This is a genomic window from Atlantibacter hermannii (assembly GCF_009907385.1).
GTDB lineage: Bacteria > Pseudomonadota > Gammaproteobacteria > Enterobacterales > Enterobacteriaceae > Atlantibacter > Atlantibacter hermannii_A.
The window spans coordinates 113,941-128,565 of sequence record NZ_JAAATR010000049.1 but is presented as its reverse complement, the minus strand read 5'-3'; the positions used below and the strand labels follow the sequence as shown (position 1 = coordinate 128,565).

General features: G+C 54.1%; 12 protein-coding genes and 2 tRNA genes. 2 read left to right on the top strand and 12 right to left on the bottom strand.

Annotated elements, in window-relative coordinates:
- Nucleotides 1–25 precede the first annotated feature (25 nt).
- From nlpI to GV764_RS14115, 12 genes are all read right to left on the bottom strand, one after another.
- Nucleotides 26–910, bottom strand: a complete 885-nt coding sequence (nlpI, locus tag GV764_RS14170) for a lipoprotein NlpI (protein ID WP_144131310.1) — start codon at nt 908–910, stop codon at nt 26–28.
- A gap of 116 nt (nt 911–1,026) precedes the next feature.
- Nucleotides 1,027–3,171, bottom strand: a complete 2,145-nt coding sequence (pnp, locus tag GV764_RS14165) for a polyribonucleotide nucleotidyltransferase (protein ID WP_161660704.1) — start codon at nt 3,169–3,171, stop codon at nt 1,027–1,029.
- Nucleotides 3,172–3,416: 245 nt separating this feature from the next.
- Nucleotides 3,417–3,686, bottom strand: coding sequence for a 30S ribosomal protein S15 (rpsO, locus tag GV764_RS14160; RefSeq protein WP_002434239.1), 270 nt, complete (start codon nt 3,684–3,686; stop codon nt 3,417–3,419).
- A gap of 139 nt (nt 3,687–3,825) precedes the next feature.
- Nucleotides 3,826–4,770 carry a tRNA pseudouridine(55) synthase TruB gene (gene truB, locus GV764_RS14155; RefSeq protein ID WP_161660703.1) on the bottom strand — a complete coding sequence of 315 codons (945 nt, stop codon included), beginning with the start codon at nt 4,768–4,770 and terminating at the stop codon, nt 3,826–3,828.
- Entirely contained in the window at nt 4,770–5,171 is a 402-nt protein-coding gene (rbfA, locus tag GV764_RS14150; protein ID WP_125294256.1) for a 30S ribosome-binding factor RbfA, read from the bottom strand. Before rbfA ends, truB begins: the two co-directional genes overlap by 1 nt.
- Before the next feature lie 66 nt (nt 5,172–5,237).
- Nucleotides 5,238–7,952, bottom strand: a complete 2,715-nt coding sequence (infB, locus tag GV764_RS14145; protein WP_161660702.1) for a translation initiation factor IF-2 — start codon at nt 7,950–7,952, stop codon at nt 5,238–5,240.
- Between the two features lie 24 nt (nt 7,953–7,976).
- Nucleotides 7,977–9,464 carry a transcription termination factor NusA gene (gene nusA, locus GV764_RS14140; RefSeq protein ID WP_161660701.1) on the bottom strand — a complete coding sequence of 496 codons (1,488 nt, stop codon included), beginning with the start codon at nt 9,462–9,464 and terminating at the stop codon, nt 7,977–7,979.
- 26 nt (nt 9,465–9,490) lie between these two features.
- The gene (rimP, locus tag GV764_RS14135; RefSeq protein ID WP_144131306.1) at nt 9,491–9,943 is read right to left on the bottom strand and encodes a ribosome maturation factor RimP; all 453 of its coding nucleotides are present in this window, start codon (nt 9,941–9,943) and stop codon (nt 9,491–9,493) included.
- Nucleotides 9,944–10,155: 212 nt separating this feature from the next.
- Nucleotides 10,156–10,232, bottom strand: a tRNA-Met gene (locus GV764_RS14130).
- Nucleotides 10,233–10,291: 59 nt separating this feature from the next.
- Nucleotides 10,292–10,378 (bottom strand) — tRNA-Leu (locus tag GV764_RS14125).
- 44 nt (nt 10,379–10,422) lie between these two features.
- Nucleotides 10,423–10,755 carry a preprotein translocase subunit SecG gene (gene secG, locus GV764_RS14120; protein ID WP_125294252.1) on the bottom strand — a complete coding sequence of 111 codons (333 nt, stop codon included), beginning with the start codon at nt 10,753–10,755 and terminating at the stop codon, nt 10,423–10,425.
- 161 nt (nt 10,756–10,916) lie between these two features.
- Nucleotides 10,917–11,819: a LysR family transcriptional regulator gene (locus GV764_RS14115; protein WP_161660700.1), complete on the bottom strand. Its 903-nt coding sequence runs from the start codon at nt 11,817–11,819 to the stop codon at nt 10,917–10,919.
- Between the two features lie 165 nt (nt 11,820–11,984).
- Here GV764_RS14115 and iadA point away from each other — a divergent pair, with 165 nt between their 5' ends.
- Both iadA and dcuC read left to right on the top strand, forming a co-directional pair.
- On the top strand, nt 11,985–13,118 hold the full coding sequence (gene iadA / locus GV764_RS14110; RefSeq protein WP_161660699.1) for a beta-aspartyl-peptidase: 1,134 nt from the start codon (nt 11,985–11,987) through the stop codon (nt 13,116–13,118).
- A gap of 10 nt (nt 13,119–13,128) precedes the next feature.
- Nucleotides 13,129–14,595, top strand: coding sequence for a C4-dicarboxylate transporter DcuC (gene dcuC, locus GV764_RS14105; RefSeq protein ID WP_161660698.1), 1,467 nt, complete (start codon nt 13,129–13,131; stop codon nt 14,593–14,595).
- The last annotated feature ends 30 nt before the right edge of the window (nt 14,596–14,625 follow it).

The following is a 14,625-nucleotide window of genomic DNA, read 5'->3' as shown; positions in this document are numbered from 1 at the left end:
TTTTGGGCTGATAGATGTCCGTCAGCTATTGCTGGTCCGATTCTGCCAGGTCTTCTTGCTCCTGGCCCAAGAGTGCTAGTTCCAACAATGCGTAACGGTGTTCAACGTAGTTATGTACGTTGTTAGCTACCGCTAACTTGAACAGAGCCGTAGCGCTGTCCGTATCCCCCAGACTTAGGTAGTACTTACCTAAATAGAAGTTGGTTTCACTGAGATGCTCAGCGAGCGAGGTGTTATCCGTTGCGTCCGCCTTGAGGCGATCCATTAACGTTGCTTCGTTAATGTTGCCCAGGTAGAACTCGACAATGTTCCATCCCCATTGTTCTTTATCCGATTTATCTAAGCGTTGTTGTAACGACGCTTTGGCCTGTTTCTCATCCAGTTTGCGTTCAGCAATATAGAGCCACAGACTACGGAAAGGATCATTGGGATCGTCTTGATAAAACGCCAGCAGATCATCTTGCGCTAACTGGTAACGTCCGCCGTAATAGAGGGCGATACCGCGGTTTAAATGCGCGTAGTTGTAAGTTGGTTCAAGCTCAAGTACAGAATCAAACGCTTCATAGGCAGCATCAAAATTGCCTGCCTGCGTTAAATAAATGCCTAAGTAATTGAATACCTCAGGCATATCGGGGCGGATAGCCAGCGCTTGTGAAAAATCATTTCGCGCCAGTGCCCGCAGACCAAGACTATCATACAACACTCCGCGCTCATATAAAAGCTGAGCGCGTTCATCATCGGTTAAAGCCCGACTGGCAAGAATTTGTTCCATGCGAGCCAGAATGACTTCTTGCTGTAAAGTCGGTTGCAATGGTACCGCGAGGACTTCGCTCTTACGCCAGGCAGAGTTGCTGCATCCTGCCAGCGTGAGAGCTGTCGCAACGAAACACCAGCGCAAAAAAGGCTTCATTTCCCACTCCCGAAGACAACAATTGGATGAACGTCCTGTTCCCCGGTTGCAAACCCGGCTTCCAGCCCGGTATCAAAGAGCTCTCCATGCGAACATGGAGAGCCTAATGGCAACCCTTATTCAGCGTGCGGTGCTGCCGGAGCTTCCGGTGCGGCCGCCGGCTGAGACGGCTCGGCTGCTTCTTTAATGCTTAAACGGATACGGCCCTGGCGATCCACCTCCAGAACTTTAACCGGCACTTCCTGATTCATCTGCAGATAATCAGTCACTTTCTCAACGCGCTTGTCAGCGATTTGGGAAATGTGTACCAGGCCTTCTTTGCCGCCGCCAATGGCAACAAACGCACCGAAGTCAACGATACGGGTGACTTTACCGTTATAAACGCGACCCACTTCGATTTCAGCGGTGATCTCTTCGATACGGCGGATAGCGTGTTTCGCTTTTTCGCCGTCGGTAGCCGCGATTTTCACGGTGCCGTCATCTTCGATTTCAATGGTGGTGCCGGTTTCTTCGGTCAGCGCACGGATCACAGAACCGCCCTTACCGATCACGTCTTTGATCTTGTCCGGGTTGATCTTGATAGTGTGGATACGCGGAGCGAATTCAGAGATATCGCCACGCGGTGCGTTGATAGCCTGTTCCATCACGCTCAGGATATGCAGACGCGCGCCCTTAGCCTGGTTCAGCGCCACCTGCATGATTTCGCGAGTGATGCCTTCGATTTTGATATCCATCTGCAGCGCGGAGATACCTTCACGGCTACCGGCGACTTTAAAGTCCATGTCGCCCAGGTGATCTTCATCACCCAGAATGTCGGACAGCACCACGAAGTTGTCACCTTCTTTCACCAGACCCATCGCGATACCCGCAACAGCGGCTTTAATGGGCACACCCGCGTCCATCAGCGCCAGAGAGGCACCGCACACGGAAGCCATAGAAGAAGAACCGTTGGATTCGGTGATTTCAGACACCACGCGAACGGTGTACGGGAAGCGCTCTGCATCCGGCATGACTGCCATTACGCCGCGTTTCGCCAGACGACCGTGACCGATTTCACGACGCTTCGGCGATCCCACCATCCCGGTTTCACCTACGGAGTACGGAGGGAAGTTATAGTGGAACAGGAAGTTGTCAGTACGTTCGCCCATCAGCTCGTCAAGGTTCTGCGCATCGCGTGCGGTCCCCAGCGTTGCGGTAACCAGCGCCTGCGTTTCGCCACGGGTGAACAGTGCCGAACCGTGAGTACGCGGCAGTACGCCGGTACGAACGTCCAGACCACGGATCATGTCTTTTTCACGACCATCGATACGCGGTTCGCCACGCAGGACGCGGCTACGCACTACGTTTTTCTCGATAGCGTGCAGAATGTCGTTCAGCTCGTTTTCGTCCAGCGCGTCGCCTTCAGCCTGTTCAGCCTGCAGCGCTGCGATAACGTCGGATTTAATCGCATCAATCTGGGAATAACGTTCTTGTTTGTCAGTGATGCGGTAAGCGTCGCTCAGACGCGTTTCAGCCAGCGCGGCAACGCGGCTGTTCAGCGCGTCGTTAGCAGCTTCCGGCTGCCAGTCCCAACGCGGTTTGCCCGCTTCGGCAACCAGAGCGTTGATGTTTTCAATGACTACCTGCTGTTGATCGTGGCCAAACACGACTGCGCCCAGCATCTGGTCTTCGCTCAGCAGTTCAGCTTCGGATTCAACCATCAATACAGCGCCTTCGGTACCGGCAACCACCAGGTCCAGCTTGCTGTTTTTCAGTTCGTCAGCCGTCGGGTTCAGCACGTACTGATCGTTGATGTAGCCAACGCGCGCAGCGCCGATTGGGCCGTTGAACGGAATACCAGACAGGCTCAACGCTGCGGATGCGCCGATCATCGCCACGATGTCCGGGTGAACCTGCGGGTTCACAGAAACCACGGTCGCGATAACCTGAACTTCGTTAACGAAGCCTTCCGGGAACAGCGGACGAACCGGACGGTCAATCAGGCGCGCGATCAGGGTTTCGCCTTCGCTCGGACGGCCTTCACGACGGAAGAAGCTACCTGGGATACGGCCAGCAGCGTAGGTACGCTCCTGATAGTTAACGGTAAGCGGGAAGAAATCCTGTCCCGGTTTAGCTTTTTTCTGACCCACAACGGTCACGAATACTGCGGTGTCGTCCATGCTTACCATCACTGCGGCGGTAGCCTGGCGCGCCATCATACCGGTCTCTAACGTGACGGTATGTTGACCATATTGAAATTTACGAACGATCGGATTAAGCAAAATAATACCCTTTCTTAATGAATGACAGCACACCGGTGCGGCGTGCTGTTGAGTATCGACCTTCTTTGCATCCTCGCGACTAATGACAATCCTAACCCCTTCGTGGAGTCAAGCCTCTCATTAGCCGCGCGAACCTCTGCACAAGAAGATCCCTTCAGGCAACAATACAGTAGTTTACTATTGAATTCTGCCATCTGGTTGAAAAAAGGGGCCGTAAAGGCCCCCTTTTCTGAAACTCGCAAGAATTAGCGACGCAGGCCCAGACGTTCGATCAGGCTGGTGTAACGTGCTACATCTTTACGTTTCAGGTAGTCGAGCAGTTTACGACGCTGAGAAACCATGCGCAGCAGACCACGACGGCTGTGGTGATCTTTTTTGTGCTCTGCAAAGTGACCTTGCAGGTGGTTAATCTGAGCAGTCAGCAGAGCAACCTGTACTTCGGTAGAACCGCTGTCGTTAGTACCACGACCGAACTCAGAAACGATTTTAGCTTTAGCTTCAACGCTTAGAGACATTTTCAACTCCAAATTATAGATAAAAAAGAGGGTGCCGATCTCTAATTCAGCCACCCGAGATACCTGCCAGCGTTACAGTAACGACTGGCAGCGTATTTAGCCGCAATATTCTACCTGTCACAGCAGCTTATCGCAAACGTTAGTCGTGGTATTCCACCACCAGACGACGGGGCGCGACGCGTCCCTCATCATCGATTTCACCCATGCCGATAAACTTCTGTTCGTCGCCTTCGGTCACGCGCACCAGGCCGTGCAGCGGCACGTCAGCAACACGTACCGGCTGGCCATTTTTAAAATAACCAGCAATTACAGGTGGAATATTCACCATCGGGAAATCCGAAGCCGGACTGTCCATCGGCATTAACAGCGGGTCAAGAACCGTAGCCAAATCAATGCCTTCATCATCTGCCCGTGCACGCAGCGTAGTCAGCTGTTCCAGCGTCACCATGCGTTCGACAGGGTATTTGCTCACCGCAAGCCGGCGCAGATAGCTAACGTGCGCGCCGCAGCCGAGCTTTTCGCCCAGGTCATCAATGATGGTGCGGATGTAAGTGCCTTTAGAACAATGAACTTCCAGCTCCAGCTCCAGCCCTTCATGACGAATAAACAGTAGCTCATAGACGGTGATCGGACGCGCTTCCCGCGGCACCACAATCCCCTGACGCGCATATTCGTACAGCGGTTTGCCCTGATACTTCAGCGCTGAGAACATGGTCGGGACCTGTTGGATCTCACCACGGAAACTCTCCAGCGCATTTTCCAGCGCCTGCGCGGTAAAAGTCACCGGCCTTTCCTCAACGATGTTGCCGTCGGCGTCCGAGGTATCGGTGCGCTGCCCGAGGCGCGCAATTACGCGATAACGCTTATCGGAATCAAGCAGATACTGGGAAAACTTTGTCGCCTCGCCAAGGCAAATCGGCAACATACCGGTCGCCAGCGGATCCAGCGCGCCGGTATGTCCTGCCCGGTTGGCATTGTAGAGGCGTTTGACTTTTTGCAGCGCGTCGTTGGACGATAGCCCGCCGGGCTTATCCAGCAACAATACGCCATGCACATCGCGACCGCGACGACGAGGACGACTCATCAGTCCTCCTTGCTGTCGTCCGGGTTGACGCGGCGCGCCTCGTCGTCCTTGATGACATTACTCACCAGATTCGACATGCGCATCCCTTCTACCAGTGAATTGTCATAGAAGAAGGTTAATTCCGGCACGATACGCAGACGCATTGCTTTACCCAGCAGCGAACGGATAAAACCGGACGCTTCCTGAAGGGCTTTAATGCCGGCTTTAATGGCATCTTCGTCTTTATCGTTCAAAAACGTGACGAACACTTTCGCATAGGCCAGATCGCGGGACATTTCCACGCCGGATACGGTGGTCATCAGACCTAACCGCGGATCTTTGATTTCGCGCTGCAGGATAATGGCAATTTCTTTTTGCATTTCCTGAGCCACCCGCTGCGGGCGACCAAATTCTTTCGCCATAGTAAAATCTCCAGACAAATCGGGGGGCACTCGGCCCCCCTAAATTAAGCAGTCACATCAGCCCGATTAAGCGATGGTACGTTTAATCTCAATGACTTCGAACACTTCGATCATATCGCCAACGCGAACGTCGTTGTAGTTCTTCACGCCGATACCACATTCCATGCCGTTACGGACTTCGTTAACGTCATCTTTGAAGCGGCGCAGGGATTCCAGTTCGCCTTCATAGATAACCACGTTGTCGCGCAGTACGCGGATTGGGTTATGACGTTTAATCGTGCCTTCGGTAACCATACAGCCCGCGATCGCACCGAATTTCGGTGATTTGAACACATCACGCACTTCAGCCAGACCGATGATCTGCTGTTTCAGTTCCGGAGACAACATACCGCTCATCGCCGCTTTCACTTCATCAATCAGATGGTAGATGACGGAGTAGTAACGCAGATCCAGGCTTTCCGCTTCGATGACGCGACGGGCAGACGCATCGGCACGCACGTTGAAGCCAACCAGAATCGCGTTAGACGCAGCCGCGAGCGTTGCGTCGGTTTCGGTGATACCCCCTACGCCGGAGCCAACAATCTTCACCTTCACTTCGTCGGTAGAGAGCTTCAGCAGCGAGTCGGAAATCGCTTCCACAGAACCCTGAACGTCGGCTTTCAGCACGATGTTCACTTCGGACACTTCGCCTTCGGTCATGTTGGCGAACATGTTTTCCAGTTTAGATTTCTGCTGGCGCGCCAGTTTGACTTCGCGGAATTTACCCTGACGATACAGTGCCACTTCACGCGCTTTCTTCTCGTCACGTACCACGGTCACTTCATCACCCGCAGCCGGAACGCCGGACAGGCCGAGGATCTCAACCGGGATGGACGGACCCGCTTCGGTCACTTCGCGGCCCAGTTCGTCACGCATTGCACGCACACGGCCATATTCGAAGCCGCACAATACGATATCGCCTTTATTCAGCGTACCTTCACGAACCAGAACGGTGGCAACCGGGCCACGGCCTTTATCCAGGAAGGATTCGATCACTACGCCGCTAGCCATGCCTTTGCGAACGGCCTTGAGTTCGAGAACTTCAGCCTGCAGCAGGATAGCGTCCAGCAGATCGTCAATGCCGGTACCGGCTTTCGCGGAAACGTGAACAAACTGGCTTTCACCGCCCCACTCTTCCGGCAGGATGCCGTACTGAGACAATTCGTTCTTCACGCGATCCGGATCGGCTTCGGGTTTATCAATTTTGTTCACAGCAACAACCACCGGTACCTGCGCCGCTTTCGCGTGCTGGATAGCTTCGATGGTCTGCGGCATCACGCCGTCATCCGCCGCAACGACCAGAACCACGATATCCGTTGCCTGAGCACCACGTGCACGCATCGCGGTAAACGCGGCGTGGCCCGGGGTATCCAGGAAGGTGATCATGCCGTTGTCGGTTTCCACATGGTAAGCACCGATGTGCTGGGTAATACCCCCCGCTTCGCCAGAGGCAACTTTGGTTGAGCGAATATAGTCGAGCAGCGAGGTTTTACCGTGGTCAACGTGACCCATGATAGTCACAACCGGCGCGCGCGCTTCTGCTGCGGCACCCGTATCACGGTCGCTCATGACCGCTTCTTCCAGCTCGTTTTCACGACGCAGGATAACTTTGTGGCCCATTTCTTCGGCAACCAGCTGTGCGGTTTCCTGGTCAATGACCTGGTTGATAGTGGCCATTGCGCCCAGTTTCATCATCGCTTTGATAACCTGAGAGCCTTTCACCGCCATCTTGTTAGCCAGATCGCCAACGGTGATGGTTTCACCGATCACAACGTCACGGTTAACGGCCTGAGCCGGCTTGTTGAAGCCCTGCTGCAGTGCGCTGCCTTTACGCTGTCTTCCGCCTTTTCCGCCCCGAACGGCGGCGCGAGCTTCTTCGCGATCGGCTTTAGATTCGGCGTGTTTGTTGCCTTTTTTCTGGCGGGCAACTTTAGGCGTGTTGCGCCCACGGCCACGGCCGCCTTCTACTTCGCGGTCGCTGTCATCTTCAGCCTGACGAGCGTGTTGAGACGTGGTGACGTGGTAATCACTCTTGTCTTCTTCAACAGTTTCAGTGCTGGTCCAACCCGCAGCGTTTTCTTCAGCCATACGGCGTGCTTCTTCAGCGACACGGCGAGCGTTTTCTTCGAGTTTACGACGCGCTTCTTCTTCAGCCTTACGCTTCAGTTCATTCGCTTCAGCTTCGCGGCGGGCTTTTTCAGCCTGAGCGGCTTTGGTTGCTTCGTCAGTTTGTTGATTGCTCACTTTACTATTTTCCGCAGCTTCGCGTTTAGCCTGGTCTGCAAGCTCACGTTTAGCCTTTTCGTCTGCGTCGCGTTTCGCTTTCTCTTGCGCTTCACGCTTCGCTTTTTCCTGAGCCTCGCGCTTTGCAGCTTCCTCTGCTTCACGTTGGGCCTGCTCTTCCGCTTCACGCTGCGCTTGCTCTTCCGCGGCGAGGCGTTCTGCCTCAGCCGGATCACGTTTTACAAAGGTGCGTTTCTTGCGGACTTCGATCTGTACCGATTTGCTCTTACCACCGGTACCTTGAATGCTTAAAGTACTGCGCGTTTTGCGCTGCAATGTCAACTTATCCGGCGCCGAACCATGTTCACGGTTCAGGTGAGCCAGTAAAGTTTGTTTCTCTTGCGCCGTCACAGAGTCTTCAGCGGACTTGGGGATCCCTGCATCAGCGAATTGCTGTACCAGGCGGTCCACCGAGGTCTGAATCTCTGCGGCCAGCGCTTTTACGGTTACATCAGTCATGCTGTTCCTTCCTGCTACAGTTTATTACGCTTCATCACCAAACCAACAGATATTACGCGCGGCCATGATCAGCTCACCGGCTTTCTCATCCGTCAACTCTTCAATATCTGAAAGGTCATCAACGCCTTGTTCGGCGAGGTCTTCCAGCGTACAAACCCCACGAGCAGCCAGCTTCCAGGCAAGAGTGCGATCCATACCTTCAAGGCCTAACAGATCTTCGCTCGGCTTCTTGTCGCCGAGGCTTTCTTCCTGAGCCAACGCCAGCGTCGTGAGTGCGTTTTTGGCACGTTCGCGCAATGCTTCAACGGTCGCTTCATCCAGCCCGTCAATTTCAAGCAGCTCTTTCATTGGCACGTAAGCCAGTTCCTCGAGAGTCGAGAAACCTTCTTCAACCAGAACCGTGGCGAAATCTTCATCAATGTCGAGATGTTTAGTGAAGGTATCGATCGCAGCATGCGCTTCGGCCTGGTGCTTCGCCTGCAGATCTTCCACGGTCATTACGTTGAGTTCCCAACCGCTTAACTGCGAAGCAAGACGCACGTTCTGGCCGTTACGACCAATCGCCTGCGCCAGGTTGCCAGCCTCAACGGCGATATCCATGGTGTGTTTATCTTCATCCACCACGATAGACGCCACATCCGCCGGAGCCATCGCGTTGATCACGAACTGCGCCGGGTTGTCGTCCCACAGAACGATGTCGATACGCTCACCGCCCAGTTCGGTAGACACCGCCTGAACGCGCGCGCCACGCATACCAACACAGGCGCCAACCGGGTCGATACGCTTATCGTTTGTTTTCACTGCGATTTTGGCACGGGAACCCGGGTCGCGGGCGGCGGCTTTAATTTCAATCACTTCTTCGCCGATTTCCGGCACTTCGATGCGGAACAGTTCGATCAGCATCTCTGGCTTGGAACGGGTCACGAACAGCTGCGCGCCACGCGCTTCCGGGCGTACAGAGTACAGCACGCCGCGAATACGGTCGCCTGGACGGAAGTTTTCACGCGGCAGCATATCCTCACGAAGAATAACGGCTTCAGCGTTGCTTCCCAGATCGAGGCTAATGTTGTCGCGGTTCACTTTCTTCACCACGCCGGTAATGATATCGCCTTCGTGCTCGCGGAACTGATCGACCACCATCGCACGCTCGGCTTCACGCACTTTTTGTACGATAACCTGCTTCGCGGTCTGGGTGGTGATTCGGTCAAAAGTAACCGATTCAATCTGATCTTCTACATAATCGCCGACGGTGAAGTTCGGATCTTCGTACTGCGCCGCTTCTAATGTGATTTCACGAGTCGGCTGAGTGACTTCTTCAACAACCATCCAGCGACGGAAGGTATCGAAATCACCGCTTTTACGATCGATGCTGACACGCACGTCGATCTCTTGTTCATATTTTTTCTTGGTTGCCGTGGCCAGGGCACTTTCCAGCGCTTCGAAAATCTTCTCGCGCGGAACCGCTTTTTCGTTAGAAACAGCTTCAACAACAGCCAAAATTTCTTTGTTCATCCTGGGCTTCGCCTCAATCCAGACTGTTAAAAATGGGGAACCAGATTCGCTTTCTGAATGTTGCTCAGCGCGAACACTTCGTCTTTGCCCTCAACCGTTACGGTGATCATTTCGCCTTCAACGGCTTTGATGACACCCTGCCATTTACGGCGGTTCTGCACCGCCATACGCAGCACTACCGTGACTTCTTCACCGAGAAAACGCGTGTAATGCTCAGCGGAGAACAGCGGACGGTCGAGACCTGGCGAGGACACTTCCAGGTTATATGCCACAGTGATCGGATCTTCGACGTCGAGTACAGCACTCACCTGGTGGCTAACATCAGCACAATCGTCAACATTGATGCCATCTTCACTATCAATATAGATGCGCAGCGTCGATGTGCGACCACGAAGAAACTCGATGCCGACAAGTTCATAGCCCAGTGCTTCAACCGGCGCTGTAATCATCTCTGTTAATTTTTGCTCTAATGTGGACAAGCCCACCCCCAAGACATAAAAAAAGGGCATAAAGCCCAGTTATTATTAACTCAGATAACAAAAAACCCCGATAAATCGGGGCTTTTAATAACTGAACCCTGTAAGCCGCTAGCGCGACCCGGACACTTCCGAGAGAATTTTCTTTCAAATTTCATAGTGTAAAGCGTCAACCGCTGTTCACAGTCTATTTGAAAAAAAACTTTCAGGGAAAGTGGTTGCGGGGGCCGGATTTGAACCGACGACCTTCGGGTTATGAGCCCGACGAGCTACCAGGCTGCTCCACCCCGCGTCCGAAAACGTGGCAAATACTACGCCTAAAACGTCTAAAAAGCAAATTTTGCTTAGATTTGGTACCGAGGACGGGACTTGAACCCGTAAGCCCAATCGGGCACTACCACCTCAAGGTAGCGTGTCTACCAATTCCACCACCTCGGCACTTTGTGTACGGCTTCGTCGATAACCGTACTGAAGCTGACAACTTACTGCGGGATATCGCTGGTCGGTTTAGCTGGCGCTGCGTCCTGAACTTTCTCAGTCTGAGCTGGTGCGTTCAGGTTATCCCACTCGCTTCCTTTATTGGTTTTGTTGCTATTGATATTACCCAGAGCCAGGCTGATGATGAAGAACAGCGTCGCCAGAATAGCCGTCATGCGGGTCATGAAGTTACCAGAACCACTTGAACCAAACAGCGTGGCGGAAGCGCCTGCTCCAAAGGAGGCTCCCATATCAGCGCCTTTACCTTGTTGCAGCATGATCAGACCTACCAGGCCAATGGCTACAATAAGGAAAACTACCAAAAGAGCTTCGTACATAATCAACCTGTTCCTTGCGGGTTAACCGCATACCAATTGCTTCACCAAGTAAAGTGGGAGGCGTTTGTCATTCCCCACTGAAGCGGGTGTGAATACTAACCAAAGCCAGGGTGGCGCGCAAGACCATTTTCACCAGGCTGGTGCGTTTGCAGAAAAAAACATCAACCATGTGACTTTCGGGACAATTTCTCCCAGCACAGGCTAAGAATTGGGCGATTCTCCTGGCGCTGGCACCAAATCACAATCGCGATTTCACGCTGCCGGGAGGCATTGTCCGTCCAGAGTTGCACCAGTTCGCCGCTGGCAAGCTGTTCCGCGACGGTGGATTCCGGCAGCCACGCCAGCCCCATCCCACGCAGCACCATTTCGCGAATGCTTTCGCTCAATCCGCTTTCAAATACCGGCTTAAGCCGGGCGGCGACCTGCTTTTCAGCGGGCGCGATAATTTGCTGTACAAATGTGTAATCACTGTAGCGCAGCCAGGGAATAGGGTTGTGCTCATCGTCAACCAGCGGCATCAAATGCGCGGCCATCACCGGAATAAAACGCTCGTAGCGCCATACCGTGCGCTTCAGCTGTTCTGCCGTTTCCAGCGAGGGCTGGGCTTGCAGCAAATCGTAAGTGATCAGCAAATCGATCTGGCGATTCAGCAAGGCGTTAAAGTGATTATCGATACCCTGCATACAGGCATTCACCGTAAAGCGGGCCTCAGGATAGGTACGGTGCAGGTAATTAATCATATCCGGCAGGACATTGATCGACAGAGTGTGCAGGCTCACCATCATGATAGTGTTATCGGTCTGCGGCAACATGCAGGATAACTCGTGCTGCGCTTCCTTCAGCGTAGAAACTACCTGCCTGGCATAAGGCTCAAAGCGCTCGCCATACCGCGTAAGCGTCACGGGCGTGGTGTTTCTGTCAAACAGCGGCGCCCCCAGAGACGCTTCCAACGCTTTAACCCGACGGCTGAATGCCGGTTGGGTAACGCACCGCTCACGGGCGGCAAGTGAAAAGTTGCCGTGCCGACTCAGGCTTAAGAAATCCTCCAGCCATTTACTGTCCATCTGTTTCGCCCTGCTATGCCGTTTCGGTATCACCCGATACTAAATCCGCAATAGCCACACAAAAAGTAAAACTTTACCTTTTAGTGCAGCGGCACCGACTTCATTTACCCCTTTATAAGCCGCCACGCTTTACCTCCTCTTACTTACACACATAGCAGGCTTGATATGTTTACGTTACTGACCAATGCCAGGGTTTTTGCACCAAAGGATTTGGGTAGACAGTCCGTCTTACTGTACGGCGATAAAATTGTCAGTATTAGCGATACCTCCCCCACGCTTCCTTTCCCTGTGACCACGCACGACTGTAAAGGAAAATGGCTGGTACCCGGCTTTATCGATCAGCACGTCCATTTGACGGGTGGTGGAGGCGAGGCAGGGTTTGCCAGCAGAACGCCAGCGTGCAGCCTCACTCGCCTGATTTCCGCAGGCATCACTACTGTGGTAGGCGTGCTGGGCACCGATGGCATTTCGCGTTCGCCCAAAGATCTGTATGCCAAAATGCAGGCGCTTAATCTGGAAGGGATCCGCGCATTTATGCATACCGGCTCTTATGAGCTGCCTACCCGCACGATTACCGGCAGTGTGCGGGACGATATTGCATTTATTCCTGCCATTTTGGGCGTCAAAATCGCCCTTGCCGACCATCGCGGCTCCTTCCCAACGGTACAGGAACTGTTGCGGCTGGTGAGTGATATTCGCGTCGCGGCGTTGCTGGCAGGGAAAAAAGGCCTGTTGCATATTCATCTCGGCGGATTACCCGAAGGTTTTGACGCGCTGAATGCGCTATGCGATGCCGGATTACCCCTTCACCATCTTTCACCGACTCACGTGGCCCGCACCGCGCCGCTATTTGAACAGGCGATCGCTTTCGCCCGGCGCGGCGGCACGATCGACATCACCTCAGGCGGCAGCCGCTATGCCCCACAGGAAGAGGCGATTGTTCATGCGCTGGAATCCGGCGTCGCGCCGAACTGCATCACCATCAGTTCCGATGGCAACGGCAGCGTGCCGCGCTTCAACGCCAGCGGCGTGGTGGAAGGCCTTTCCGCTGCACCGGTCGACGGCAATATTCAACTGCTGCCGCGGCTTGTAGATGCCGGTATTCCGGTTGAGCAGGCGCTGGCGATGCTGACCTCGAACGTTGCCGACTCTTTGGGCATTAGCGGCGGACGTATCGTCGTAAGCGAGCGCGCCGATCTCTGCGTGCTAAACGACGACCTGACGCTTTATCAGACTTACGCCGCCGGACAGCTCATGTTCGCGTCTGGCGAGTGTCTGGTACGCGGCAATTTTGAATGAGGGCCAGGCGATGTCATTACTGATTGCACTTATTGCCGTGATCTTTGCCGGTCGGCTGATTCTTAAAAAATATAATCCTCAGGCGGTATTGCTGTTAACCGGCCTGGCGCTGCTGTTTATCGCCCAGATTTTCAACATGTCGGATATCAGCGGGCTGGTGAAAAAAACCACTGGCGTCAGCGCCTTCGATGCGTTTGAGTTTATTCGCGATACCCTGAGCGTACGGCTTGGCGGGCTGGGGCTGCAAATCATGCTGATTGGCGGGTTCGCGGTGTATATGTCTGCCATCGGTGCCAGCCAGGTACTGGTGCGTCTTACCTCTCGCCCGCTCCAAAAACTCAACTCGCCCTATCTGCTGCTGGGGCTGGCCTTGATCCTGGGTCAGTTTTTATCGCTATTTATCAGCAGTGCGACCGGGCTGGGCCTGTTGCTTATGGCGACGCTTTACCCATTATTGACGCGTCTGGGCTGTAGCCGAGCCGCCGTTGCAGCGGTGATAGCCAGCACCTGCGCCGTGGAATTTGGCCCCGGCTCCGGTAACTCAGTGCTGGCCGCTAAAACCGCAGGCGTAGAAGTGGTGGAGTATTTTGTGCGTGACCAACTGCCGGTAGTCGTCCCGGTTGTGCTGTTTATCGCCGTGTTACACATTGTGGTGCAGCGCTTTTTTGATAAGCGCCAGCGGGAAGCAACCGCGCCACAGTCGGACGTGACGCTGAAAGAAAACGAAGGCCCACAAGCGCCGATTTTTTATATGTTCCTGCCGATGCTGCCGCTGGTGCTGATGCTGCTATGCAGTAGTCTGGCGTTTAGCCACCTGCGCATTACGCTGGATACGGCGGTCCTGATCAGCGTCTTTATTAGTATGGTTTGTGAGTACTTACGTCATCGTAATGCGCGCGACGTGATGGCCGGTTTACAGCGGGTATTCGACAGCATGGGCGGCGTGTTCGCCACTGTGGTCACGCTGATTATCGCCGGTGAAGTGTTCTCCGCCGGGTTGAAAGCCACTGGTGCGGTGGATGCGCTGCTGAACATGTCCAGCGAGTTTGGACTCAGCGCAGCGTCAATCATTCTGCTGATGACGTTAATCACTTTCTCAATTTCTGCGTTAATGGGCTCGGGCAATGCGGCGTTTTTCTCCTTCGCACCGATGGTGCCGGAAATCAGTAAGCATATCGGCAGCGATGTGGCGGTGATGATGCTGCCGATTCAACTTTCTGCCGGGATTGGCCGCACCCTCTCGCCGATTGCCGGCGTCATTATTGCTATCGCGGGGATTGCCGGCGTTTCGCCGGTAGAAATCGTGAAGCGCACCGCGCTGCCGATGCTGGGCGGATGGCTACTGATGCTGGTAATGACGTTTATGCGTGCGGGACATCTGGTGAATATTCTGCCGTGGCTGGCGGGAATGGTCGTGCTGATGCTGACTGGTGCGCTGGCGTTACGAAAACGTCAGGCAAATCCTGACATTGTCTGATAAGAAAAGCGCCGGAATTCCGGCGCTTCG

Coding starts and splice junctions, on each gene's coding strand:
- GV764_RS14115 (WP_161660700.1), bottom strand. CDS start 11,819: ATGGACAGTAAATGGCTGGAGGATTTCTTAAGCCTGAGTCGGCACGGC.
- rpsO (WP_002434239.1), bottom strand. CDS start 3,686: ATGTCTCTAAGCGTTGAAGCTAAAGCTAAAATCGTTTCTGAGTTCGGT.
- secG (WP_125294252.1), bottom strand. CDS start 10,755: ATGTACGAAGCTCTTTTGGTAGTTTTCCTTATTGTAGCCATTGGCCTG.
- dcuC (WP_161660698.1), top strand. CDS start 13,129: ATGTCATTACTGATTGCACTTATTGCCGTGATCTTTGCCGGTCGGCTG.
- iadA (WP_161660699.1), top strand. CDS start 11,985: ATGTTTACGTTACTGACCAATGCCAGGGTTTTTGCACCAAAGGATTTG.
- rbfA (WP_125294256.1), bottom strand. CDS start 5,171: ATGGCGAAAGAATTTGGTCGCCCGCAGCGGGTGGCTCAGGAAATGCAA.
- infB (WP_161660702.1), bottom strand. CDS start 7,952: ATGACTGATGTAACCGTAAAAGCGCTGGCCGCAGAGATTCAGACCTCG.
- nusA (WP_161660701.1), bottom strand. CDS start 9,464: ATGAACAAAGAAATTTTGGCTGTTGTTGAAGCTGTTTCTAACGAAAAA.
- truB (WP_161660703.1), bottom strand. CDS start 4,770: ATGAGTCGTCCTCGTCGTCGCGGTCGCGATGTGCATGGCGTATTGTTG.
- nlpI (WP_144131310.1), bottom strand. CDS start 910: ATGAAGCCTTTTTTGCGCTGGTGTTTCGTTGCGACAGCTCTCACGCTG.